The organism is Microbacterium sp. zg-B96, from assembly GCF_030246865.1.
Lineage (GTDB): Bacteria > Actinomycetota > Actinomycetes > Actinomycetales > Microbacteriaceae > Microbacterium.
Window position 1 is genome coordinate 3,301,886 of record NZ_CP126738.1, and the last position, 22,551, is coordinate 3,324,436.

Consider the following 22,551-nt stretch of genomic DNA (forward strand, 5'->3'; position numbering starts at 1 on the left):
CATGTCCCACCAGAGCCCAGCGCCGCGCTCTGCCGTCCGTCGAACGGGCGGGCTGATCGCGGCATCCGCCCTCATCGTCGGCCTCGCCGCGTGCAGCACGCCGACGGCCCCGTCCGACGACCCCGCCGCCGCCGAAGGCGACAGCACCGGCGTCACCGACACCACGGTGACCATCGGCACGCACACGCCGCTGACCGGACCCGCCGCGGCGGGGTACTCCTCGATCTCGGCGGCGGCGAGCGCCTACTTCGACTACCTGAACGACCAGGGCGGTGTGAACGGGCGCACGATCGAGTTCATCGTCAAGGACGACGGGTACAACCCGGCCAACACGCAGACGGCCGTGCGCGAACTCGTGCAGCAGGACGAGGTGTTCGCGATCCTCAACGGCCTGGGAACCGCCACGCACCAGTCGGTGCTGGAGTTCCTCGACCAGAACTCGGTGCCCGACCTGTTCGTCGCGTCGGGGTCGACGTCGTGGAACCAGCCTGACACGTACCCGAACACGTTCGGCTTCAACGCCGACTACGTCGTGGAGGGTGCCGCACTCGGGCAGTACGCCGCCGACGAGTTCCCCGACAAGAGCGTGTGCGTGCTCGGGCAGGACGACGATTTCGGTGACGAGTTCATCGAAGGCGTCGAGCTGGCTGTCGGGGCGGACGGCATCACCGAGACGCAGCGGTACTCGGTGTCGAACCAGGACGTCACCGCCCAGATCGGCGCGTTGCAGGCCGCGGGCTGCGAGATCGTCGCGCTGGCGACGATCAACGGCTTCACCGCCCTCGCGGTGGGGACGGCCGCCCAGCTGGGCTGGTTCCCGCAGTGGTTCTCCTCGTCGTCGGGCGCCGACTACCCGACGCTGGTCGGCTACCTCGGCGAGGACGTCGCTCCGAAGGTGCTGCAGGGCTTCACCGGCACGAACTACCTGCCGATGGCCGACGACGAGTGGGTCACGCTGTTCCGCGAGATCAACGACGAGTTCAACGACGCCGCTCCCTTCGACGGCAACACGATCTACGGCATGAGCGTGGCGTACCTGTTCGCCGAGGCCCTCGCGGCCGCCGGTGAGGACCCGACGCGCGAGGCCCTGGTCGAGGCGGTCTCCTCCGGTGACCTGGTCGGCAACGGCATCCTGCCGCTCGCGTTCGGCCCGGACAGCCACGCCGCCTACCTCGGGGTCGGGATCACCACGGTCGACCAGGGCGTGCAGGACTACCTCGACGCGACGTACGAAGTGCGCGACGGCGCCGTGTCCGCGGTGGAGCCGTCCCCCGTGCCGCTGTCGAACGCCGCCGTCCCCGGCGAGTGAGTATTTGCGCTGTCGAGTGAGTATTCGCGGTCGCGAGTGAGTATTCGCGGTCGCGAGTGAGTATTGCGGGGAGGTCGTACGCGGCCTCCCCGCAGTGCTGAGTGAGTATCCGCGCTGCCGAGTGAGTATTCGTCGCGTCGAGTGAGTATTCGCGGCTCAGAGCGGCAGGACGTGCGCTCGCGGCAGCGGCACCCCATCCGCCTTGAGCTTCGCGGCGAACGCGGTGAGCGAGTCGAGGTGCTCCCACCCGCAGCGGGTGAACGGCCAGCCCGTCGTGGCCGTGATCCAGTCCTGCCGCCACTGCTGCCGCTTGAGCACCTCAGCCGGCGTCCGCCCACCGGTCATCGCCGGGTCGGTGTACTTCACCAGACCGTCGAACTCCCACCAGTAGGCGACGTCCTCCAGTCCGGCATCCAATCGAAAACTGCCCCGGCTCGGGCCCGGCACCGACACCTGCAGGCGCGGTTGCGCGAACCCCAGCATGAGCAGATACAGCCGTCCGACCGTTTCGCCGGGACTCTCCGCGCGCCCGTCGGCGAGTTCGAGCACCCATCGCGCCTGGCGGATGCCGCGTGCGCCCGGCATCCGGAATACGCGCTGCCACAGCCGAGCGCGGAAGCGCTCCGCGGCATCCTCGTCGTACGTCTGCGTCTCCTCATTCCAGGCCACCCGACGCAGGCCGGCATCCGCGACGACGAGCGCCGCTTCCAGCCGCAGCGAGCGGATGGCGTCGATGATGGTGCGCTCGAGCGAGGTGACCAGCAGGCCGTCCACGAGCACGATGTCCTCCTCGGCCAGCGAGTCGCGATGGCGGAACACCAACGGATGCGACCGCGTCGCCGCCCCGGCGCGCATCGTGACGTGCACGCGCCGGGGCCGCGTGCGGAACAGCGGGAGGCCGTGGACCACGACGGCGCTGGCATGGGAGAAGACGGCGCCGTCGGTGCGCATCGCACGCGCAGTGGTCGCGACGGCGATGCGGTGCTGCTCCTCGGCGTAGAGGGAGGCGTACTCCTCGGCGGTCAGTTCCCACTCGCCGTGGAGGCGGGCGAGCGTCCCGCGCGCGAGGCGTTGGCGCACCTCGTGCCGCGTCTGCTCGCGCAGGAGAAGTTCGGACGAAATCGGGCTGGTGGCGATGGTGTCGAGTGTCATGCGCCGATCATGACCGGATGCCGGTCGTCACCGGGCGCGCTCAAGCCCGTTCCGTGGACGGTGGCGCCGGATCGGTTGCTGGGGAGGAATACTCGCTCGGCGACGCGAATACTCACTCGGCGGCCGCCGCGGGGGCGGGCGTGAACTGGGCGACGAGCTCGCGCTTGAGCACCTTGCCACTCCCGCCGAGCGGGAGCGCGGCGACCACATGCACCACCCGCGGATACTTGTACGCCGCGATCCGGTCGCGCGTGAACGCGATCAGCTCGGCCGCATCGATGCTCTGCCCGTCGTGCGGCACCACCGCCACGTGCACTTCCTGCCCGCGCAACTCGTCGTGCACGCCGAACACGGCGGCGACGGCGACACCCGGATGCCGCGCGATCACCGCCTCGACCTCGGTCGGGTACACGTTGTAGCCGCTCCGCACGATCATGTCCTTCTTGCGGTCCACGATCGTGAGCACGCCCTCGGCGTACTTCCCCAGATCGCCCGTGCGGAACCAGCCGTCGACGACGGTCGCCGCCGTGGCATCCGGTCGACCGAGATACCCCTTGAACAGGTTGTGCCCGCGCACGACGACCTCCCCGAGCGCGTCGGGATCGTCGAGCAGCAGCACCGCTTCTTCGTGTTCCGGATCGGCGATGGCGATGTCGACCCCCCACAGTGCGCGCCCCACAGTGCCAGGACGGATCGGCTCGGCGAGCGTGTTCGACGACACGATCGGCGCGGTCTCGGTCAGCCCGTACCCCTCGTGCACATCCGCGCCGTACGCGTCGCGGAACGCCTCCAGCACCGCGACCGGCAGGGCCGCACCCCCCGAGACGGCGTAGCGCAGCGGCGGTCTGGCATCCACTCGCCTGGCCGCCTCGAGCATGCCGACATACATCGTCGGCACGGCGGTGAACACCGTCGCCCCGTGCGCCATCATCAGCTGCAGCGCGTCGTCGGCGTCGAACCGCGGCAGCAGGATGATCGATGCCCCTGCGCGGAACGCCACGTTCATCACGGCCGTCTGCCCGAAGGTATGAAATAGCGGCAGCCCGCCGAACACGACGTCCGCGGCGCGCACATCGAAGGAGTCGATGAGGGTGCAGTGCACCTGTTCGACGAGGGCGAGATGCGAGCCGACGGCCCCCTTCGGGGTGCCGGTGGTGCCGCTGGTGTACAGGATCGTCGCCGGGTCGGTCGGACGCGTCGGGGTCAGCCGGGCGATCGGCTCGGCGACGGCCGCCTCGGCCTCCAGGCGCGGCAGATCACCGGCCGGCGGCGGAGTGTCCGGCGGCAGCAGTACCGTCACCACGGGGGTGCCGGTGGCCATCGCGGCGGGGAGCGCCTCGCCGAGCAGCGGTGCGGCGACGACGAACAGGTCGGCTTCGGCATCCCGCAGCACGTATGCGATCTCGTCCGCCTTGAACAGCAGATGCACCGGCACGACGACCGCGCCCAGCGCGAGCGCGGCGTAATACACGCGGGCGAAGTCGGGCACGTTCGGCACGATCATCGCGACGCGGCTCCCGGGGCGGATGCCGCGATCGCGCAGGGCACCGGCATAGGCACGGGCCTGGTCCCAGAGGTCGGCGTACGTCGTGGTGGTCCCGGCGAAATGCAGGGCGGGGCGGTCGGCGTGGCGCCAGGCGGATTCGGCGAGGATGCTGGCGACCGAGAGGGTCGCAAAGCCGGGATCGTCGATCGCGGGGTCGGGTCGGTGAGTCACGGTGGTCCTTTCATCGTTGAACGGAACAGCTGTACGGAACGGGCTCGAGTACTCACTCGCGACCGCGAATACTCACTCGGCGGTGCGAATACTCACTCGAGAGCGCGAATACTCACTCGCGGGCAGGAATACTCACTCGGGAGCGGAGCTGGGCGCGGCCCAGGCTATTGAGGTGTACTTCGTCGGGGCCGTCGGCGATCCGAAGGGTCCGGATGCCGGCGAACAGTTCGGCCAGCGGGGTGTCCTGGGACACGCCCGCGCCGCCGAACACCTGGATCGCCCGGTCGAGGATCCGCTGCACCGCGCGCGGCACCGCGATCTTGATCGCCTGGATCTCGGTCATCGCGTTGCGGTTGCCGACGGTGTCCATGAGCCACGCGGTCTTCAGCACCAGCAGCCGCAGCGCCTCCAGTTCGATGCGCGCCTCGGCGATCCACTCGCGGATCACCCCCTGCTCCCCCAGGGTGCGCCCGAACGCGACCCGCTCGTTCGCGCGTGCGGTCATCAGCGCCAGGGCCCGCTCGCCGGTGCCCAGTGCCCGCATGCAGTGGTGGATGCGCCCCGGCCCCAGCCGCGCCTGCGCGATCGCGAAACCGTCCCCTTCCCCGGCAAGCAGATTCGACGCCGGCACGCGCACATCGCCGAACACCACCTCGGCGTGCCCGCCGTGGTCGCGATCCTCGTAGCCGAACACCGTCAGCGCTCGCACGACCTGCACGCCCACCGCGTCCCGCGGGACCAGGATCATCGACTGCTGCCGGTGGCGCTCGGCATCCGGATCGGTCTTGCCCATGACGATGAAGATCGCCGCATCCGGATTCATCGCCCCCGTCGACCACCACTTGCGCCCCGTCACGACGTACTCGTCACCGTCCCGCCGGATGCGCGTTTCGATGTTGGTGGCGTCGCTGGAGGCCACATCGGGCTCGGTCATGCAGAACGCCGAGCGAATGCGCGCGTCCAGCAGCGGCTGCAGCCACCGCTCCTGCTGCGCGGGCGTGCCGAAATCGTGCAGCACCTCCATGTTGCCGGTGTCGGGAGCTGCGCAGTTGAACGCCACCGGCGCCAGCCGCGGGCTCCACCCGGTGATCTCGGCGAGCGGGGCGTACTGCAGGTTCGTCAGCCCCGCCCCGTGCTTTCCCGGCAGGAACAGGTTCCACAGCCCCGCCTCCCGGGCACGCGCCTGCAGCTCCGCCACAATCGGGCGGAACCCCCACTGGTCGGGCGTGGCAGCCAGCTGCGCCTGCAGCACCGCCTCCGCCGGCAGCACGTGTTCATCGACGAATGCGCGCGCCCGTGCAGCGAGGTCGCGAGTGGTCTCATCGAGCGCGAAATCCATCAGAGTGCCTCCAGTCCTTGCCGGGCGAGTGGTTCCACCAGCGCGCCCATGGCGTCGAAGCCGTCACCGACGGTGTCGCCGGAGCGGAACCGGTAGTGGATGCCTTCGAGGATCACCGCGAGCTTGTACGCCGCGAACGCGCGGTACCAGCCAAGGGCGGGCAGGTCCACGCCGGCCCGGCGGGCGTACTCCTCGGCGAGCTCGTCGAATCCCGGGTAGCCCGCCGCCGGGTCGACGGCGCTGGGGATCGCGCCGCCGAACGCGTCCGGGAACGTCGCGATGTCCCAGTACAGCGCGAAGATCCCGAGGTCCACGAGCGGATCCCCGAGCGTGGCCATCTCCCAGTCCAGGATCGCTGACAGCCGCGGCGCCGGCCCGTCGACGAGGGCGTTGTCGAGTCGGTAATCGCCGTGCACGATCCCGGAGCGGCGAGTCTGCGGCATCCCCTCCCCCAGTCGTTCCTGCAATTCGTCGAGCGCGGGCGTCGGGCGCGACCGGGACGCGTCCAGCTGCCGTCGCCACGTGGCCAGTTGCCGGCTCAGGTAGCCGTCTGCCCGGCCGAAGTCGGGCAGACCCACGGATGCCGCATCCACGGCGTGCAGATCGGCGAGCGTCCGCACGAGGTCGACGCTCAGCTCCCGCAGTCCCGCCGGCGAATACGGCGCGTTGTGCGCGGGAGTCGACAGCACCCGCCCGGGGGCGCGCTCCATCAGGAAGAAGGTGGTGCCGGTGATGTCCCCGCCGGTGTCGTCGACGATGTCGATGGCGACCGGGACGGGCACGGGCGTGTCGGCGAGCGCCGAGATCACGCGGTGCTCGCGGCGCATGTCGTGCGCGCTGGCCAGCACGTGCCCGAGCGGCGGGCGGCGCAGCACCAGGGGGTGTCGGGCGCCCTCGATCGCGTAGGTGAGGTTGCTGCGGCCGCCCGCGATCACGGTTGCGGTGAGGTCGCTGTCGGGGTCCGCGAGATCCGGGTGCGCGGCGGCGAGCCACGCCGTCAGGGCCTGCGCGTCGAGCCCCGGCACGTCGGTCATCGTCGACCCCTTCCCCGCGCCGCACCGCGACGCCCCCCGAGCATACCGCCTGGTCGGTTTGCGTCCAACCCTCGCCTGTTCGGGGCGCGTATCGGGCACTGAACCCCCGAATCCCCCGGTTCGGGGCGCGTATCCGGCACCGAACCCCCGAACCCCCCGGTTCGGGGCGCGTATCCGGCACCGAACCCCACGGAACCCGGCTCGACCCCCGCGGGGCTCAGCCGAGCAGGTGCGCCTGTACCGCGTCGCGCACGTCGGTCGGAACGGGTACGGGCCGGCGAGTCGCGGCATCCACGAACACGTGCACGAACCGCCCGACGGCGATGGGGTCGTCCTCGCCGGGGCGGAGGATCCCCAGCGCCCACGTGATGCTGGTGGCGCCGAGCCGCTCCACCGCGATGCCGACCTCCAGAGGCTCGGGGAACGATGCCGGCGCGCGGTAGTCGCACGACGAGGCGACCACGAGCGCGATGGCGGGCGACGACGCCGGGTCGAGGCCGCCCTCGGCGATCATCCAGGCGTTGACCGCGGTGTCCATCGCCTCGTAGTAGACGACGTTGTTGAGGTGCCCGTACTGGTCGTTGTCGCGCCAGCGGGTGGCGAACGGGCGGCGCACGCCGTAGTGCGTCATGGGTCCTCCTGGGTGTCAGTCCGCGCGCAGCAACAAGCGGAACGCGGCACGCGCGCGGTCGGCGCTGGGCCGGTCGCCGGCGATGAGGTCGGCGTACGTGAACGACTCCGACACTCGCACGAGCAGATATGCGAGGCTGTGCACGTCGATCGCGCCGCCCAGCGGCTGGTCGCCGAGCTCGGCACGCACGAGCCACTCCGCCGTCGCGACGTAGCGCCGCTGGATCTCGCTCTCCGTGGTGGTGAGCAGCCGCAGCGCACGAGCGGGCTCGCGGCGCAGGAACTCCCGGAAGTACGGCGCCTGGTTCAGATCGGCGACGAAGTGGGTGAGCAGTTCCGCCAGCCGGTCAGCACCGGTGCGCCCGAGTGTGGCCCGGTCGGCCTGCACGAGCGTCGGCATCGCGAGGGACCACAGCACCTCGCTCAGCAGCGCGTCGCGGTTGCCGACCCAGCGGAACAGCGACGTGCGGTCCACGCCGAGCGCGGCGGCCAGGCCACCCATGTCGATGCGGTTCCCGGCGATGAACTGCTGCCGCGCGAGGTAGAACGCGCGGCGAGAGTCGGCGTGGGATGCCATCCGCTCCGAGAGCCAGGAGGGGGCGGCATCCACCCCCACCGTCGCGATGGTGACGACGGCCTCGGGCGCGGGCAGGGACATGCCGGAACTCTATCGTCGACGGCGATGGATGCAACATTCACAGAAATGTTGCATGATGGGCGGCACACCGGATCACCGACGATCGGAGACGCGATGGCGCTCACCCTGTCAGGCCCCACCGAGCGCGCCGATGCGCCGCCCGCGACGCGCCTCGACGCCGACTTCTACGACCTGCAGTCCGCGCTGACGGACGCCGAGCGGGCGCAGCTGGGCCGCATCCGTGCCTTTCTCGGGAACGAGGTGGCCCCACGCGCCGATGAGTTCTGGGAACGCGCGGAGAGCCCGCGGCATCTGTTCCCGCGGTTTGCCGAGCTGGGCATGCTCGGTGCCGGCATCCCCGAGGTCGCGCAGTACGACAACAGTGCGCTGTATCGCGGCTGGGTCGCGCTGGAGATCTCGCGCGTGGATGCCTCGACGGCGACGTTCATGGGAGTGCACAGCGGCCTGGCGATGAACGCGATCTGGGTCGGCGGCTCCGACGAACAGCGGGCACAGTGGCTGCCGCCGATGGCGCGCGGCGAGCTCGTCGGCGCGTTCGCGCTGACCGAACCGCTGTCGGGGTCGGACACCGCGCGGGGACTGCAGACCACGGCGACGCGCCGGGCCGGGGCTGACGGCACGGACGAGTGGGTGATCGACGGCGCGAAGCGGTGGATCGGCAGCGCGGCGTTCTCCGACATCACCGTGGTGTGGGCGCGCGACACCGCCGACGATGAGATGAAGGGATTCATCGTCCCGACATCCACCCCGGGCTACACGGCGACCAAGATCGAGCGCAAGCAGTCCCTGCGGGCCGTCGAGAACGCCGACATCACCCTGTCGGGCGTGGTCGTGCCGGACTCGCTGCGGCTGCAGCGGATCGCATCGTTCACCGAGGTCGCCGTCGTGCTGCGGCTCACCCGCGCCGAGGTCGCCTGGCAGGCGCTCGGCAACGGCATCGGAGCCTACGAGGCGGCGGTGCGGTACGCCGGCTCCCGGGAGCAGTTCGGCAAGCCGATCGCGTCGTTCCAGCTCGTGCAGCACAAGCTCGCCACCGCGCTGTCGAACATCACCGCGTGTCTGGCGCTGTGCACGCGGGTGTCGCAGCTGCAGGACGAGGGCGCGCAGACCGACGCACAGTCGGCGATGGCGAAGGCGTTCGTCTCGTCGCGGATGCGGGAGACCGTCGCGCTGTGCCGCGAGGTGATGGGCGGCAACGGCATCACGCTGGACTACGGCGCCGCGCGGGCGTTCTGCGATGCGGAGGCGATCTACACGTTCGAGGGGACCCACGACATGAACACCCTGATCGTGGGGCGCGAGATCACCGGCATCCAGGCGTTCACCTCATGAGCGAGGCATACATCGTCGCCACGGCCCGCTCGCCCATCGGACGCGCGCGCAAGGGGTCGCTCGCGGACGTGCGCCCCGACGACCTCGCGGCGCAGATGGTGCGAGCCGCGCTCGCGCAGGTGCCTTCCCTTGACCCCGCGCGCATCGACGACCTGATGCTCGGGACCGGGCAGCCCGCAGGCCGGCAGGGCATGAACCTGGCGCGAATCGTCGCCGTGCTGCTGGGGTGGGATGCCGTGCCGGGCACGACCGTGAACCGGTACTGCTCGTCGTCGCTGCAAACGACACGGATGGCGTTCCATGCGATCAAGGCGGGCGAGGGTGACGTGTTCGTCTCGGCCGGGGTGGAGTCGGTGTCGCAGTACGCGTACGGGTTCGCCGACCTGCCGGATGCGGTGAATCCGGTGTTCGCGGATGCCGCGGCGCGGACGGCCGCGCGTAGTGCGGCGGGGGCGCCGGTGTGGGCCGACCCGCTTTCGTTTGGGGACTTACCCGACCCGTACATCGCGATGGGGCAGACCGCCGAGAACGTGGCCCAGGTGCACGGGGTCACGCGCGAGGAGCAGGATGCCTTCGCGGCGCGGTCGCAGCAGCGGGCGGAGACGGCGATCGCGTCCGGGTTCTGGGCGCGCGACATCACGCCCGTGACGCTCGCCGACGGGCGGGTCGTGAGCGCGGATGACGGCCCGCGGGCGGGCGTGACGGTCGAGGCGCTCGCGGGGCTCGACCCGGTGTTCCGCCCCGACGGCACGGTGACGGCGGGCAACTGCTGTCCGCTCAACGACGGGGCCGCGGCGGTGGTGATCGTCTCGGAGCGGGTGGTGAACGAGCTCGGGCTGCAGCCGCTGGCGCGGATCGTGTCGACGGGAGTGAGCGGACTGTCGCCGGAGATCATGGGGCTCGGGCCGGTGGAGGCGTCGCGGCAGGCGCTGGCGCGGGCTGGACTCGGAATCGACGACATGGATCTGGTCGAGATCAACGAGGCGTTCGCGGCGCAGGTGATCCCGTCGGCGCGGGAGCTGGGCATCGACGATTCGCGGCTGAACGTGCACGGCGGCGCGATCGCGGTGGGGCATCCGTTCGGGATGACGGGCGCACGGATCACGTCGACGCTGATCAACGGGCTCGCCTCGACGGGTGGTCGCTACGGCCTCGAGACGATGTGCGTCGGCGGGGGCCAGGGCATGTCGCTGATCCTCGCCCGCGAGTGAGCTGCCGAGTGAGTATTGCTGCTGCCGAGTGAGTACTCGTCGCGTCGAGTGAGTATTGCTGCTGCCGAGTGAGTACTCGTCGGCATCCGCTCTGAGGGCGGACGAATACTCACTCGGCAGTATGAATACTCACTCGAGGGCGCGAATACTCACTCGGCAGCGACGAGGAGCGCCAGCGTCTCGGCGATCAGCGCGGGCTTGCGAGCCCCCTCGATTTCGACGGTCGTGCGCATCCCCACCCGCACCCCCTGGGCAGTCTCGTCCGCAGAGGTGAGCTCCGTCACCGCCCGCACGCGCGCCCCCGCGCGCACCGGCTGCAGGAACCGCACCCTGTCGAGGCCGTAATTCACCGCCATCGCGACCCCGCCCACCTGCAGCAACCCGTCGGTCAGCCGCGGCAGCAGCGACAGCGTCAGGTATCCGTGCGCGATCGTCCCCCCGAAGGGACCGGATGCCGCCCGCTCGACATCCAGGTGGATCCACTGCCGATCCTCGGTCGCGTCGGCGAACGCCGCGATCCGCTCCTGCGTGATCTCGAACCACTCCCCCGTCGCCACGGCCCCCACGACCGCGGCAAGCGACCCCGGCGACGACACCTGAACGCTCATGCCCGCGGCCCACCCGCGACGTACAGCACCTGACCCGAGATGAACCCGGCATCCTCGGCCGTGAAGAACGCCACGGCCGCGGCCACGTCGTCGGGCGTGCCGCCGCGCCCGACCGGGATCTCCGCCGCCATCGCGGTAACGAAATCCTCGAACGGCACCCCCATCCGCTCAGCGGTCGCCCGGGTCATGTCGGTCTGGATGAACCCAGGCGCCACGGCATTCGCCGTCACGCCGTACCGCCCCAGCTCGATCGCGAGGGTCTTGGTGAACCCCTGCATCCCCGCCTTCGCCGCCGCGTAATTCGCCTGCCCGCGGTTGCCCAGCGCCGAGGTCGACGACAGGTTGACGATGCGCCCCCAGCCGGCCTCGACCATGTGCGCCTGCACGGCCTTGGTCATGAGGAACGCCCCGCGCAGGTGCACCGTCAGCACGGCATCCCAGTCATCCTCACTCATCTTGAACAGCAGATTGTCGCGGATGATCCCCGCGTTGTTCACGAGGATCGTCGGTGCACCGAGCTGCGCCGCAATGCGATCGACGGCGGATGCCGCGGCGCTCGCATCCGCGACGTTCGCACCGACGGCGAGCGCACGGCCGCCCTCGGCTTCGATCGCGGCGACGGTGTCCGCGCACGCGGCGACGTCGAGGTCGAGCACCGCGACGGCGTGACCGGCCGCGGCGAGACGTCGGGCGGTCGCGGCTCCGATGCCGCGCGCGGCTCCGGTGACGATGGCGGTACGGGCGATACGAGTCATGCGGGGGTCCTTTCGTCGGGCATGGCAGGGTCAGAAGACGATGAGTTGCCGCAGCTCGCCGCCGGCGGCGAGGCGGTCCATCGCGGCGTCGATGTCGTCGAGCCGGATGCGGGAGGTCACCAGCCGCTCCAGCGGTAGCCGGCCCGCGCGCCACAGCTCGATAAACCGCGGGATGTCGCGGGCCGGGACCGCCGAACCCAGGTAGCTGCCGATGACCGTGCGCGCCTCGGCGGTCAGCTGCAGCGGCGACACCGTGGCCCGCGCGTCCGGCGCCGGGAGCCCCACGGTCACCGTCGTCCCGCCGGGTGCGGTCAGCGCCACCGCGGTCTCGAACGCGCGCGCGGATCCGGCAGCCTCGATGACGGCCGGCATGCGGATGCCGCGCGCCACGGCATCCGCCGGCGAAAGCGCAGCGACGGCACCCAGTTCCCGCGCGAGGTCGAGTTTGCCCGGCACCGCGTCGACCCCGGTGACGTCGAGGCCGAGCGCGACCGCGACCAGCAGCGCCGCCATCCCCACCCCGCCGAGTCCGACGATCGCGATCGACGATCCGGATGCCGGGCGGGCGGCATTGAGCACCGCACCGCCGCCGGTGAGCACGGCGCAGCCCAGCAGCGCCGCGATCTCCCCCGGCACGTCCGGCGGGACCGGCACCACCGAGGTGCGACTGACCACGGCATGCGTGGCGAAACCGCTCACTCCGAGGTGGTGGAACACCGGCTCCGTGGCATCCGCCCCCCGCCGCAACCGGATGCCGCCCCCGACGAGGGTGCCTGCGTTGTTGGCCGCGGAACCCACCTCGCACGGCAGGCGGCCGTCGGTCGCGCAGCCGGCGCACGCCCCGCAGCGCGGCAGGAAGGTCATGACAACGCGCACGCCCGGCCGCAGGTCTTCGACGCCCGCGCCGACCGCTTCGACGATGCCGGCGGCCTCGTGTCCGAGCAGCATCGGGGTGGGGCGGCGGCGGTTGCCGTCGACGACGCTCAGGTCCGAGTGGCAGACGCCGGCAGCCTCGATGCGCACGAGCAGTTCGCCCGGGCCGGGGTCGGCGAGTTCCAATAGCCCGACAGTGAAGGGCCGGGATGCCGCGAATGGCGCTGCGGCACCAGACACCTCCAGCACGGCTCCCGTGATCTGCATCCGAACCTCCTCGTTCGCCTGCGGCCGCCCCATCGGGCGATGCCAGCATACCGACTGCGCGGTATGTCGCCGGCACGAATACTCACTCGGCAGCACGAATACTCACTCGGCAGCGCGAATACTCACTCGGCAGCACCAATACTCACTCGGCAGCTACGCACGCAGACGGCCCCCCGCACACGCGAGGGGCCGTCGTACCGGGTGAGTCGGCTCAGTCGTGCTGGTCGTCGTCCGGATGCCGCGGGCGCCACAGCACGATGTCGGTGGCGCGGCGCACCCGCTTGCCGTGGCGCAGCGTGACCACCCCGCCGCTGGGGCCGGCGGCGAACACGCGGGCGCCGGGGCGGTTCTCGATCTCCGCGCGCACGCGGTGCTCGAGGTCGCGCACCTGGCGGCGTAGATCCCGCACCTGGTTCTCCAGCTCGATGATGCGCGAGATGGCCGGCAGGCTCATGCCCTCCGCAGACAGGCGTGCCACTTCGCGCAACTGTGCCACGTGGCGCGTGGAATACCGGCGTGACCCGCCCCGCGTGCGATCGGGCACCACGAGGCCGATGCGGTCGTACTGGCGGAGGGTCTGCGGATGCATGCCCGCCAGTTCCGCGGCGACCGCGATCGCGAAGATCGGGCTGTCCTCGTCGACCTGGTCGTTCACGCGCTCACCTCCCCCGCCGAGCACCTATCCGCGCGCCTTCTGCATGAGATCCGCGCGCGGGTTCTCCTTGGGCTCGAGTTCGTGGAAGCGTTCGAGGGCTTCCCTCGCCTCGCCCTCCAGGTGCGCCGGCACTGCGATCTGCACCTCGGCGAGCAGGTCACCGGTGCCTTTCGCGGTGGCAACGCCCCGCCCCTTGACGCGCAGCACGCGCCCGGAGGGCGTGCCGGGTGCGACGCGCAACTTCACGGGGTCGCCCCCGAGCGTCGGCACCTCGATGGTCGCCCCGAGCACGGCTTCGGTGAAGGTCACCGGCACGGTGACGCGCAGGTTCAGACCCTCCCGGGTGAACACCGGGTGCGGACGCACCGCAACGGTCACCACGATGTCGCCGTTCTCACCGCCGTCGAGCGACGGGCGCCCCCGACCGCGCAGCCGGATCTTCTGCCCGTCCTTCACGCCCGCGGGGATCTTGACCTTGAACGGCTTGCCGTCCTCCCCTGCCAGGGTGATCGTCTCGCCCTTGGTCGCGGTGACGAAGTCGATCGTCGTGCGTGCCGTGACGTCGCTGCCCTTGGTGGGACCGCCGAATCCACGGAACCCGCCGGAGGTCTGGCCGAACCGGCCGGAGCCGAACCTGCCGCCCTGCTGCTGGTTGAACATCGAGAAGATGTCGTCGAAGTCCTCGGTGGACTGGGTGCGCGGACCGCCCCGGCCCTGACCGAACATGCTGAAGACGTCTTCGAAGCCGCCGGCGCCCTGCCCGCTCGCCGTGAAGCGAGCACCAGACCCCATCGCGCGGATCTGGTCGTACTCGGCACGCTGCTCGGCGTCGCTCAGCACGGCATACGCCTCACTGACCTCTTTGAACTTCGCCTCCGCCGCAGCATCACCCTGATTGGAATCAGGGTGATACTTGCGTGCCAGCTTGCGGTACGTCTTCTTCAGATCGGCATCGCTGACGTCCTTGCTCACGCCGAGGACGGAGTAGAAGTCCTTATCGAACCAGTCTTGACTCGCCATCGATGCCCCCGTCCTACTCGGCCGGAACCGCGACGACGACCTTCGCCGGACGCAGCTCGGTCGTGCCCAGCCGGTAGCCGATCTCGACGACCTCGAGGATCGTCGGATCGGTCGTGCCGGGGGTCGGCGCCTGGAAGATCGCCTCGTGCTGCTGCGGGTCGAACACGTCGCCCGCCTCGCCGTAGCGTTCCACGCCCAGCTTGCTCACGATCCCGCGCAGCTTGTCGGCGACCGCCGACAGCACACTGCCCTCGGTGAGGTCGCCGTGCTTCTCGGCGCGGTCGAGATCGTCGAGCACCGGCAGCAGGCTCCGGGCCACGGAACCGCGTGCCCGCTCCAATTCGACCTCGCGCTGCTCCTCGGTACGACGCCGGTAGTTGGCGTACTCGGCCTGCACCCGCTTGAGATCCACCAGCAGGTCGGGCTCGGCACCCGACTGCGCCGGTGCATCGGCAGCGGCGGCATCCGCGGACTGCGCCGCGGCCAGGATGTCTTCGATGGTCAGTTCGGGTTCGCCGTCGCCGTCCGCAGCGGATGCCGCGGGCTCAGCCCCCTGCGACTCGGGGTCGGAGGCCTGAGCCTCCGACCCCTTGTCACCGGGGACCTCGTCGATCGGTTCTTCGAAGTCCTTGTCGGTCATGTCTGAGATCTCTACTTCTTCTCGTCCTCGTCGTCGACAACCTCGGCGTCGATGACGTCCTCCTCGGGGTTCGGCACTTCGCCGTTGCCCGGGTCGGTCGCCGCCGGGTCAGGGTTCTGGCCCTGAGCCTGGCCCGAGGCGTAGATCGCCTCGCCCAGCTTGCCCTGCGACTGGCTGAGCTTGTCGAACGCGGTCTTCACGGCGTCGTCGTCATCGCCGGCCAGAGCCGTCTTCAGAGCGTCGACGTCACCCTGCACATCCGACTTGACGTCGGCGGGCAGCTTGTCGTCGTTGTCCTTGATGAGCTTCTCGATGGAGTAGGCCAGCGTCTCGGCCTGGTTGCGGGTCTCGGCGGACTCGCGGCGCTTCTTGTCCTCGGCCGCGTGCTCCTCGGCCTCGCGCACCATGCGGTCGATGTCTTCCTTCGGCAGCGACGAGCCGCCGGTGATCGTCATCGACTGCTCCTTGCCGGTGCCCTTGTCCTTGGCGGACACGTGCACGATGCCGTTCGCGTCGATGTCGAAGGTGACCTCGACCTGCGGGATGCCACGGGGAGCCGGCGCGATGCCGGTGAGCTCGAAGGTGCCCAGCGGCTTGTTGTCGCGGGTGAACTCGCGCTCGCCCTGGAAGACCTGGATCGCCACGGACGGCTGGTTGTCGTCTGCCGTGGTGAAGGTCTCGCTGCGCTTGGTCGGGATCGCGGTGTTGCGCTCGATGAGCTTGGTCATGATGCCGCCCTTGGTCTCGATGCCGAGGCTCAGGGGGGTGACATCGATCAGCAGCACATCCTTGCGCTCGCCCTTGAGGACGCCGGCCTGCAGGGCGGCGCCCACGGCGACGACCTCGTCAGGGTTGACGCCCTTGTTGGGCTCCTTGCCGGTCTCCTGCTTCACCAGCTCCGAAACGGCGGGCATGCGGGTGGAGCCACCCACGAGCACGACGTGGTCGATGTCGCCCACCTTGATGCCGGCTTCGCGGATGACGTCCTCGAAGGGCTTCTTGGTGCGGTCGAGCAGGTCCTTGGTGAGGTCCTCGAACTTGGCGCGCGTGATCGTCTCCGACAGCGAGACGGGGCCCGAGTCGGTCAGCGACAGGTAGGGCAGGTTGATGCTGGTCGAGGTGGAGCTGGAGAGTTCCTTCTTGGCCTGCTCTGCGGCTTCCTTCAGACGCTGCAGCGCGATCTTGTCGCCCGAGACGTCGACACCGGTGGTGTCCTTGAACTGCTTGATGAGGAAGTCGACCAGACGCTGGTCCCAGTCGTCGCCACCGAGGCGGTTGTCACCGGCGGTGGAGCGCACCTGGATGGTGGAGAAGTCGTCGTCCTTGCCCACCTCGAGCAGGGACACGTCGAACGTGCCGCCACCGAGGTCGAACACGAGGATGAGCTCGTCTTCCTTGCCGCGGTCCAGGCCATAGGCCAGGGCGGCAGCGGTGGGCTCGTTGATGATGCGCAGCACGTTCAGGCCCGCGATCTCACCGGCCTCCTTCGTGGCCTGACGCTCGGCGTCGTTGAAGTACGCGGGAACGGTGACCACGGCATCCGTGACGGTGTCACCCAGGTACTGCTCGGCGTCCCGCTTGAGCTTCTGCAGGATGCGGGCCGAGATCTCCTGCGGCGTGTACGCCTTGCCGTCGATCGACTGCGTCTTCCAGTCGGTGCCCATGTGGCGCTTGACGGAGGTGATGGTGCGGTCCACGTTCGTGACGGCCTGGCGCTTGGCCGTTTCACCGACGAGCACCTCACCGTCCTTGGTGAATGCGACGACCGACGGGGTCGTGCGGAAGCCCTCGGCGTTTGCGATGACCTTCGGTTCGCCGCCCTCAAGGACGCTGACGACCGAGTTGGTCGTTCCGAGGTCGATTCCCACTGCACGTGCCATGTGTGTTTCTCCTTCGTGTGGATCTGAAAATCTCGGGGCGACGTCAACCTGAGTCGCGATGGCTCAAGGATACGCGACAGGGTTTCCGATGTCAATCGAACTTGAGTCGTGAGGTGTCAAGTTTGGCGGGCGGATGCCGATGATGAGCAGCCGTAGAGAGGGGTCACGGCGGCCGGTTGGCCCAGACTCGACCTTTTCTTGGGGGTTCCTTGAGGTTCGCGGGTCGTGGCTTCTCAGCTCAGCCGACGTTGCCCCGATCTTGCGGGTTGCTCGCACAGAAGCGGCACGGGTCTTGCGGTCAGCGGCGAAAACTAGGCAATGCCCAAGCCGACAGGTTCACGTCGGCGTGCCGGGCCCACAAACCCCTCATCCCGAAAACTGCGGCACCGAGCCGCTACGAAGGAAGACATCATGAACAAGACCACCAAGGCCTCCATCGCCACCGCGGCCGGCGTCCTCCTGCTGCTCGGCGGCGGCGGCACCTTCGCCACGTGGAACGGCTCCACCCAAGCCGGCGCCGACGCCACCATCTCGGCCGGCAACCTCGAGGTCCTCCCTGGCGAGGAGGGGGGCACGTGGAGCTTCAACGGCACCGACCTCCTGGACGAGGAGAACATCGCCGATTATCTCGTCTCCCCGGGTGACGTGCTCACCTACACCACGACGATGACGGTCATCGCCAAGGGTGACAGCTTGCGCGGCCAGATCGGGCTGACCAATGCGTCGATCGCTCCGGCCGTCGAGGATGACGACGAGGATGAGGCGCTTGCCGAGTACCTCAAGGCCACGACGCAGCTCTCGGCTGAAGGGATCGGCGAGCTCGAGCACGACCAGACCTTCACGGGAGTTGCCGGTCCCGACGGCATCGAGCAGGTCATCAAGGTGACCGCCACGATCACCTTCCCGTTCGATGACACCGACACCGACCTCGACAACGGCGACCACAACGCCGCTAAGAACGGTTCCGTCGACCTCAGCGACTTCGCCGTCACCCTCACGCAGCTGCCCGCAGAAGCAGAGTGACCCACGAGGTCCGCCTCCACAGTGAGGCGGACCTCGTTTCCGCGTCGCCCACAATCCACTGGAGCAGTCGAGATGACCCGCCGTTCACGCCGCCTCGCGCGCCGACGCCGCACCTCGGCGCCGGTGAAGATGCTGCTGGCGACACTCGGTACCACCGGGGCGATCGTGTGCGGCGTGCTGGCCGGCGGTGGCACGTACGCCGCCTGGTCGGTCTCGGCCCCGGCGGCCGCCGCCGCCACCCTGCAGGCCGGTTCCGCCGAGCTGTCCACTGATGGCGTGCAGCTGTCGGCCACGGGGTTGTACCCCGGCCGCACCGTCTACGGCTCGAGCGCCGTGCGCAACACCGGCACCACCCCCCTCGCCTTGAGCCTCGACAGCGTGTCGAGCGCCACGACCAACGCCTTCACTGGGGCGCTGGTCGTCACGGTCGGGGTCGCCGCATCGACGGCGGACTGCGCGGCCGGTCGTGTCGCCCCGACGGTGACCACCCGCGTCGCCCCCGACATCGCCGGTGACCTGCGCGTCACCCTGGCCCCCGCAGCGACTACCGTAATGTGCGTGGGACTGGGCCTGCCACAGAATGCACCGGCCGCAGCAGCAGGAGCCGCGGCATCCGCCCTCACCCTCACGATCACGGGAATACAGGTTCGTCCATGACCCGCAGCCACCTCTCCGGGCCCGCCGCCGCGGCCGGGGCCGCGGCGTCCCCCCTCACGCTCACGATCTCCGGGACGCAGGAGCTCCGATGAACCGCCGCCACCTCGGCCCCATCGTCGCGCTGGTCACCTTCGCAGTGCTCGGCGGCTCGGGCGTCGCCGTCGCGGTGTGGACCGCATCGGCCTCAGTCTCGGCTACGGCATCCTCGGCGTCACCCGCGACGACCGCGAGCCTGAGCGGCGGCCTCAACACCACCTACAGCTTCAACGGCCCTAAGTCCGGCGTCGCGGTGCGGGGCGCACTCGTCATCGCCAACACCGGCGGGACGCCGCTGGCGTACGGCCTCACGAACGCGCTCGCCGCCGGGAGCTCGGCCGCCCTCGCGGCGGCGACGAAGCTGACGATGTGGGTCGGGACCGCCACCGGTGCCGACCCGTGCAATCAGCCGATCCCGCCCACCGGCAAGGTCGAGACGACCCTCGCCGACGTTGCCCCCAAACTCCCCGCCGGTGCTCAGACGCTTGCCGCAGGCGCCAAGGCCACCGTCTGCGTCGCGACGAACGTCACGTCGAACACCGACGCGACGTTGCCGGGGCAGACGGTCACGGCGACCTTCGCGGTGGCCGGTGCGGTGGCGGGCAGCAGCTGGACAACCTCCGCGACCGCCACCTCCGTGACCCAGACCGTCTACCGGCTCGGACCGGTCCAGGCGCTCGCCTGCAATGACAACGCCGCCTTGAACCTCACCATTTCCTGGACAGCTCCAGCCAGCAAGCCCACAGGGGCACAGGTGACGTACCGTGTCTATGATGTCGCGAACCCGGGCGTGACACTTGGGCCGCAGACGACCACCGCGACGTCGCTGCAGCTCAGCCCCGACGCGTGGAGTCGTAACGGCACCTACCGGCTCGCCGTCGAGGCGACAGAATCGCTCCATGGCACGACCTCGAAGGTTGCGGAGACCTCCATCACCCGTGGCTGGGCGTGGGGCTTCATCCTTATCCCCGCGCTCAGCTGCGTCTCATGACCACCATGGCCGCGCCCACCAAACAGACCACCGCCCGTGCCGCCCTCGGCTCGCGCCGGTCGTTCCGCGCCTCGCGGGAAGGCAGCCTGTGGTACTACCTCAAGGTCTCCCTCAGCGCGGCGCTGCTCACCCTCACCGCCGCCGTCGCGATCGCGGTGATCGTGCTGCCGGCGGTCGTCGGCGGGAGCGCCATGACGGTGCTGACGCAGTCGATGGAGCCGGGCCTTCCCCCCGGCACCCTCATCGTCACCAAGCCCACCCCGGTCGAGGACATCGCGGTCGGGGATGTCATCACCTACCAGATCCGCTCCGGCGAGTCGGCAGTGGTCACCCACCGGGTGATCTCCAAGACCTTCGCCGGCGACGAGGTGACCTTCATCGCGCAGGGCGACAACAACGACGTGCCCGACCCCGAGCCGGTGCGGGAGGTGCAGGTGCGCGGCACGCTCTGGTACAGCCTGCCGCTGCTGGGCTGGGTCAACAACTTCCTCACGGGCAGCACCCGCGACGTCGTCGTGGCGCTGGGAGCGGGCGGACTGTTCCTCTACGCGGCGGGAAACGGAGTCGTCGCGGTGCGCGACAAGCGCCGCAAACGCGCCGCCGCGGCATCCGATCAGTGACCGCTGCAGCCGCCGCCGCGCGCCACGCCGCGCCCTGCGCGCGCAATCACGATAATGTGCGCGGATGAGCACCACGCCCGGCGCGACTCCACACGTGCCCGTCACCGCCGACACCGACGCCTTGCCGCAGGTCATGGGCTTGCAATTGCGTGCCGGGCGCCCCGCACCGCCGCGCACCGTGCTGTCGTGGGCGCTGTGGGACTGGGCGGCGCAGCCGTTCAACACCGTGATCCTCACCTTCATCTTCACGGCGCTGTACCTCACGACGGATTCGTTCCTCCCCGCTGACATCGCCGCCCTTCCGGACGGCGACTCGGTGAAGGAGACCGCGGAGGCGGGGCTGGCGGCCGGTCTCGGCTGGGGGACGACCATCGCGGGACTGCTCATCCTGGCGATCGCGCCGGTGCTAGGCCAGCAGGCCGACGCGGCCGGGCGCCAGAAGCTGTGGCTCGGTATCGGCACCGGTGGGCTGGTCGTCAGCATGGCGCTGCTGTGGTTCGTGGAGCCCGCGCCGGCGCTGTTCTGGCTGGGTGTGGCCCTCATCTCGGCGGGCACGGTGTTCAGCGAGATCGCCGGAGTGAACTACAACGCGATGCTCATCGGCATCGCCACTCCCCGGACGATCGGACGCGTCTCGGCCCTCGGGTGGGGCTTCGGCTATCTCGGCGGCATCGTCGCGCTGATCCTCGTGGTCGTCTTCTACATGTCGGACTGGTTCGGCCTGAGCGCTGACGGCGGACTGCCGTTCCGCATCATCGCCATCGGGTGCGCGCTGTGGACGGTGGCGTTCGCCATCCCGATCTTCCTGTGGGTCCCAGAGCCCTCGGCCGGCCGCCCGGAGCGTCGCGTCGGACTGCTGCGCGGATACAAGCTGCTCGTGCGCGACGTCACGGCGCTGTACCGCTCACCCGTTTCGCGGCCGACCTTCTGGTTCCTGCTGTCCAGCGCCGTCTTCCGTGATGGCCTCGGCGGCGTGTTCACCTTCGGCGCCATCATCGCCGGCCAGGTGTACGGGTTCGAGTTCATCGAGCTGGTGATCTTCGGCATCGCCGCGAACCTCATCGCCGGGTTGTCCACCCTGATCGTCGGGCGCTGGGACGACCGGCTCGGCCCGAAGGTGATCATCCTGTTCTCGCTGGCGGCCATGGTGGTCGCCGCCTCCGCCGTCTTCCTCCTGGTGGATGCCGGCACGGTGGTGTTCTGGATCGGCGGGCTGGTCCTCTGCGCGTTCGTCGGGCCGGCGCAGTCGGCGTCGCGGTCGTTCCTGGCGCGGCTGACGCCGGCGGGACGCGAGGGCGAGATCTTCGGGCTCTACGCCACGACCGGCCGCGCGGCGAGCTGGATGACCTCGCTGCTGTGGGCGCTGCTCATCAGCCTCGGTGGGGCGACGTCGTTCGGCATCCTGGGCATCGTCGTGGTGCTGGCGCTCGGCTTCCTGCTGCTGCTGCCGGTGAAGGCTCCGCCCCGGGCCGCCTGACCGCCGGGTCGGTCCGGGATCAGCGCTGCGGCCAGGCCTGCGCGAACCGGCTCAAAAGGCGGGCAAGCTCCGCCGCATCGGCATCCGAGAAGTCGGCGAGCGCGGTACGCACCGCCTCGATCCGCTCGCCGCGGAACCCGCGCGCAGCCGTGCGACCCTCGTCGGTCAACACGATGCGCGTGCGTCGGGCATCGGCGGGGTCGGCCTCCCGGCGCACCAGCCCGAGCTCGACGCCCTGCTGGACCAGCCGCGATGCCCGGGGCTGATCCACCCCGATCCGCTCGGCCAGTTCGCTGACGCTGAGTGGTTCGGATGCCTGTGCGAGCGCTTCGATCAGCCGCAGGCGTGCAGGGCCGCCGAAGCGCGGTCCACCCCCGTGCGCCCACGGACCATGCGGTCCGTGCAGGCCCCCGTGCCCTCCGTGCATCCCACCGTGTTCGCCATGCGGCCCGCCCCGTTCGCTCGGGTCACCCCACGGACCGCGCGGACCGCGGCGCCCTCGAAGTCGGGTGAGGGCCGTGGCGATGGCTTCGGCGGGATTGGTGGCATCCGATGTGGACATGCCTCGAATTTACATGCTTCTTGACATACTTCCCATTTGCATGTCACACTGCATATACATGTCATTAAACATACATCGTGGCCGTTTGGATGCCGCGTGAAGAGA

At 70.0% G+C, this 22,551-nt stretch carries 22 protein-coding genes; 8 read left to right on the top strand and 14 right to left on the bottom strand.

Annotated features, from left to right (window positions below):
- Position 1 precedes the first annotated feature (1 nt).
- The gene (locus tag QNO11_RS15690; RefSeq protein ID WP_257507336.1) at positions 2-1,309 is read left to right on the top strand and encodes an ABC transporter substrate-binding protein; all 1,308 of its coding nucleotides are present in this window, start codon (positions 2-4) and stop codon (positions 1,307-1,309) included.
- A gap of 156 nt (positions 1,310-1,465) precedes the next feature.
- Here QNO11_RS15690 and QNO11_RS15695 read toward each other — a convergent pair whose 3' ends face one another.
- The 6 genes from QNO11_RS15695 to QNO11_RS15720 all read right to left on the bottom strand — a co-directional run bounded on the left by QNO11_RS15695 (position 1,466) and on the right by QNO11_RS15720 (position 7,839).
- A complete protein-coding gene (locus QNO11_RS15695) occupies positions 1,466-2,461 on the bottom strand; it encodes a hypothetical protein (RefSeq protein WP_257507335.1) in 996 nt (331 codons plus the stop codon).
- Positions 2,462-2,573: 112 nt separating this feature from the next.
- A complete protein-coding gene (locus tag QNO11_RS15700) occupies positions 2,574-4,178 on the bottom strand; it encodes an AMP-binding protein (RefSeq protein ID WP_257507334.1) in 1,605 nt (534 codons plus the stop codon).
- 112 nt (positions 4,179-4,290) lie between these two features.
- Positions 4,291-5,517: an acyl-CoA dehydrogenase family protein gene (locus tag QNO11_RS15705; protein ID WP_257507333.1), complete on the bottom strand. Its 1,227-nt coding sequence runs from the start codon at positions 5,515-5,517 to the stop codon at positions 4,291-4,293.
- Positions 5,517-6,551, bottom strand: coding sequence for a phosphotransferase family protein (locus tag QNO11_RS15710; protein ID WP_257507332.1), 1,035 nt, complete (start codon positions 6,549-6,551; stop codon positions 5,517-5,519). The genes QNO11_RS15705 and QNO11_RS15710 overlap by 1 nt, the downstream gene beginning before the upstream one ends.
- Before the next feature lie 217 nt (positions 6,552-6,768).
- The gene (locus QNO11_RS15715) at positions 6,769-7,182 is read right to left on the bottom strand and encodes an acyl-CoA thioesterase (RefSeq protein WP_257507331.1); all 414 of its coding nucleotides are present in this window, start codon (positions 7,180-7,182) and stop codon (positions 6,769-6,771) included.
- A 15-nt stretch (positions 7,183-7,197) separates the two neighbouring features.
- Complete coding sequence (locus QNO11_RS15720) at positions 7,198-7,839, bottom strand: QsdR family transcriptional regulator (protein WP_257507330.1); 642 nt, start codon at positions 7,837-7,839, stop codon at positions 7,198-7,200.
- Between the two features lie 93 nt (positions 7,840-7,932).
- Here QNO11_RS15720 and QNO11_RS15725 point away from each other — a divergent pair, with 93 nt between their 5' ends.
- Both QNO11_RS15725 and QNO11_RS15730 read left to right on the top strand, forming a co-directional pair.
- Positions 7,933-9,171, top strand: a complete 1,239-nt coding sequence (locus QNO11_RS15725; RefSeq protein ID WP_257507329.1) for an acyl-CoA dehydrogenase family protein — start codon at positions 7,933-7,935, stop codon at positions 9,169-9,171.
- On the top strand, positions 9,168-10,382 hold the full coding sequence (locus QNO11_RS15730; protein WP_257507328.1) for an acetyl-CoA C-acetyltransferase: 1,215 nt from the start codon (positions 9,168-9,170) through the stop codon (positions 10,380-10,382). Before QNO11_RS15725 ends, QNO11_RS15730 begins: the two co-directional genes overlap by 4 nt.
- Before the next feature lie 149 nt (positions 10,383-10,531).
- Here the strand turns inward: QNO11_RS15730 and QNO11_RS15735 are convergent, their stop codons facing one another.
- The 7 genes from QNO11_RS15735 to dnaK form a co-directional block, all read right to left on the bottom strand.
- A complete protein-coding gene (locus QNO11_RS15735; protein WP_257507327.1) occupies positions 10,532-10,990 on the bottom strand; it encodes a MaoC family dehydratase in 459 nt (152 codons plus the stop codon).
- Positions 10,987-11,745 (bottom strand): SDR family oxidoreductase, encoded by a 759-nt coding sequence (locus tag QNO11_RS15740; protein WP_257507326.1) that lies wholly within the window; start codon positions 11,743-11,745, stop codon positions 10,987-10,989. Before QNO11_RS15740 ends, QNO11_RS15735 begins: the two co-directional genes overlap by 4 nt.
- 30 nt (positions 11,746-11,775) lie before the next feature.
- Positions 11,776-12,885, bottom strand: a complete 1,110-nt coding sequence (locus QNO11_RS15745; protein WP_257507325.1) for an alcohol dehydrogenase catalytic domain-containing protein — start codon at positions 12,883-12,885, stop codon at positions 11,776-11,778.
- A gap of 211 nt (positions 12,886-13,096) precedes the next feature.
- On the bottom strand, positions 13,097-13,540 hold the full coding sequence (locus tag QNO11_RS15750) for a heat shock protein transcriptional repressor HspR (protein ID WP_257507324.1): 444 nt from the start codon (positions 13,538-13,540) through the stop codon (positions 13,097-13,099).
- Positions 13,541-13,564: 24 nt separating this feature from the next.
- Positions 13,565-14,560 carry a DnaJ C-terminal domain-containing protein gene (locus QNO11_RS15755; RefSeq protein ID WP_257507323.1) on the bottom strand — a complete coding sequence of 332 codons (996 nt, stop codon included), beginning with the start codon at positions 14,558-14,560 and terminating at the stop codon, positions 13,565-13,567.
- A gap of 13 nt (positions 14,561-14,573) precedes the next feature.
- Complete coding sequence (locus QNO11_RS15760) at positions 14,574-15,200, bottom strand: nucleotide exchange factor GrpE (protein ID WP_257507322.1); 627 nt, start codon at positions 15,198-15,200, stop codon at positions 14,574-14,576.
- A gap of 11 nt (positions 15,201-15,211) precedes the next feature.
- Entirely contained in the window at positions 15,212-17,080 is a 1,869-nt protein-coding gene (gene dnaK, locus QNO11_RS15765) for a molecular chaperone DnaK (protein WP_257507321.1), read from the bottom strand.
- A gap of 411 nt (positions 17,081-17,491) precedes the next feature.
- Here dnaK and QNO11_RS15770 point away from each other — a divergent pair, with 411 nt between their 5' ends.
- The 5 genes from QNO11_RS15770 to QNO11_RS15790 all read left to right on the top strand — a co-directional run bounded on the left by QNO11_RS15770 (position 17,492) and on the right by QNO11_RS15790 (position 21,884).
- Positions 17,492-18,103, top strand: coding sequence for an alternate-type signal peptide domain-containing protein (locus QNO11_RS15770; protein WP_257507320.1), 612 nt, complete (start codon positions 17,492-17,494; stop codon positions 18,101-18,103).
- 72 nt (positions 18,104-18,175) lie between these two features.
- On the top strand, positions 18,176-18,760 hold the full coding sequence (locus QNO11_RS15775) for a hypothetical protein (protein WP_257507319.1): 585 nt from the start codon (positions 18,176-18,178) through the stop codon (positions 18,758-18,760).
- 88 nt (positions 18,761-18,848) lie between these two features.
- Complete coding sequence (locus QNO11_RS15780; protein ID WP_257507318.1) at positions 18,849-19,787, top strand: hypothetical protein; 939 nt, start codon at positions 18,849-18,851, stop codon at positions 19,785-19,787.
- On the top strand, positions 19,784-20,407 hold the full coding sequence (locus QNO11_RS15785; protein WP_257507317.1) for a signal peptidase I: 624 nt from the start codon (positions 19,784-19,786) through the stop codon (positions 20,405-20,407). Before QNO11_RS15780 ends, QNO11_RS15785 begins: the two co-directional genes overlap by 4 nt.
- 64 nt (positions 20,408-20,471) lie before the next feature.
- Entirely contained in the window at positions 20,472-21,884 is a 1,413-nt protein-coding gene (locus QNO11_RS15790) for an MFS transporter (RefSeq protein WP_257507316.1), read from the top strand.
- A gap of 19 nt (positions 21,885-21,903) precedes the next feature.
- Here QNO11_RS15790 and QNO11_RS15795 read toward each other — a convergent pair whose 3' ends face one another.
- A complete protein-coding gene (locus QNO11_RS15795) occupies positions 21,904-22,446 on the bottom strand; it encodes a MarR family winged helix-turn-helix transcriptional regulator (protein WP_257507315.1) in 543 nt (180 codons plus the stop codon).
- Between the last annotated feature and the right edge of the window lie 105 nt (positions 22,447-22,551).

What these genes read in the sequence shown, in the direction of transcription:
- QNO11_RS15690 (WP_257507336.1), top strand. Translation starts at nt 2, where the DNA reads ATGTCCCACCAGAGCCCAGCGCCGCGCTCTGCCGTCCGTCGAACGGGC.
- QNO11_RS15695 (WP_257507335.1), bottom strand. Translation starts at nt 2,461, where the DNA reads ATGACACTCGACACCATCGCCACCAGCCCGATTTCGTCCGAACTTCTC.
- QNO11_RS15705 (WP_257507333.1), bottom strand. Translation starts at nt 5,517, where the DNA reads ATGGATTTCGCGCTCGATGAGACCACTCGCGACCTCGCTGCACGGGCG.
- QNO11_RS15710 (WP_257507332.1), bottom strand. Translation starts at nt 6,551, where the DNA reads ATGACCGACGTGCCGGGGCTCGACGCGCAGGCCCTGACGGCGTGGCTC.
- QNO11_RS15715 (WP_257507331.1), bottom strand. Translation starts at nt 7,182, where the DNA reads ATGACGCACTACGGCGTGCGCCGCCCGTTCGCCACCCGCTGGCGCGAC.
- QNO11_RS15720 (WP_257507330.1), bottom strand. Translation starts at nt 7,839, where the DNA reads ATGTCCCTGCCCGCGCCCGAGGCCGTCGTCACCATCGCGACGGTGGGG.
- QNO11_RS15725 (WP_257507329.1), top strand. Translation starts at nt 7,933, where the DNA reads ATGGCGCTCACCCTGTCAGGCCCCACCGAGCGCGCCGATGCGCCGCCC.
- QNO11_RS15730 (WP_257507328.1), top strand. Translation starts at nt 9,168, where the DNA reads ATGAGCGAGGCATACATCGTCGCCACGGCCCGCTCGCCCATCGGACGC.
- QNO11_RS15735 (WP_257507327.1), bottom strand. Translation starts at nt 10,990, where the DNA reads ATGAGCGTTCAGGTGTCGTCGCCGGGGTCGCTTGCCGCGGTCGTGGGG.
- QNO11_RS15740 (WP_257507326.1), bottom strand. Translation starts at nt 11,745, where the DNA reads ATGACTCGTATCGCCCGTACCGCCATCGTCACCGGAGCCGCGCGCGGC.
- QNO11_RS15745 (WP_257507325.1), bottom strand. Translation starts at nt 12,885, where the DNA reads ATGCAGATCACGGGAGCCGTGCTGGAGGTGTCTGGTGCCGCAGCGCCA.
- QNO11_RS15755 (WP_257507323.1), bottom strand. Translation starts at nt 14,560, where the DNA reads ATGGCGAGTCAAGACTGGTTCGATAAGGACTTCTACTCCGTCCTCGGC.
- QNO11_RS15760 (WP_257507322.1), bottom strand. Translation starts at nt 15,200, where the DNA reads ATGACCGACAAGGACTTCGAAGAACCGATCGACGAGGTCCCCGGTGAC.
- dnaK (WP_257507321.1), bottom strand. Translation starts at nt 17,080, where the DNA reads ATGGCACGTGCAGTGGGAATCGACCTCGGAACGACCAACTCGGTCGTC.
- QNO11_RS15770 (WP_257507320.1), top strand. Translation starts at nt 17,492, where the DNA reads ATGAACAAGACCACCAAGGCCTCCATCGCCACCGCGGCCGGCGTCCTC.
- QNO11_RS15775 (WP_257507319.1), top strand. Translation starts at nt 18,176, where the DNA reads ATGACCCGCCGTTCACGCCGCCTCGCGCGCCGACGCCGCACCTCGGCG.
- QNO11_RS15780 (WP_257507318.1), top strand. Translation starts at nt 18,849, where the DNA reads ATGAACCGCCGCCACCTCGGCCCCATCGTCGCGCTGGTCACCTTCGCA.
- QNO11_RS15785 (WP_257507317.1), top strand. Translation starts at nt 19,784, where the DNA reads ATGACCACCATGGCCGCGCCCACCAAACAGACCACCGCCCGTGCCGCC.
- QNO11_RS15790 (WP_257507316.1), top strand. Translation starts at nt 20,472, where the DNA reads ATGAGCACCACGCCCGGCGCGACTCCACACGTGCCCGTCACCGCCGAC.
- QNO11_RS15795 (WP_257507315.1), bottom strand. Translation starts at nt 22,446, where the DNA reads ATGTCCACATCGGATGCCACCAATCCCGCCGAAGCCATCGCCACGGCC.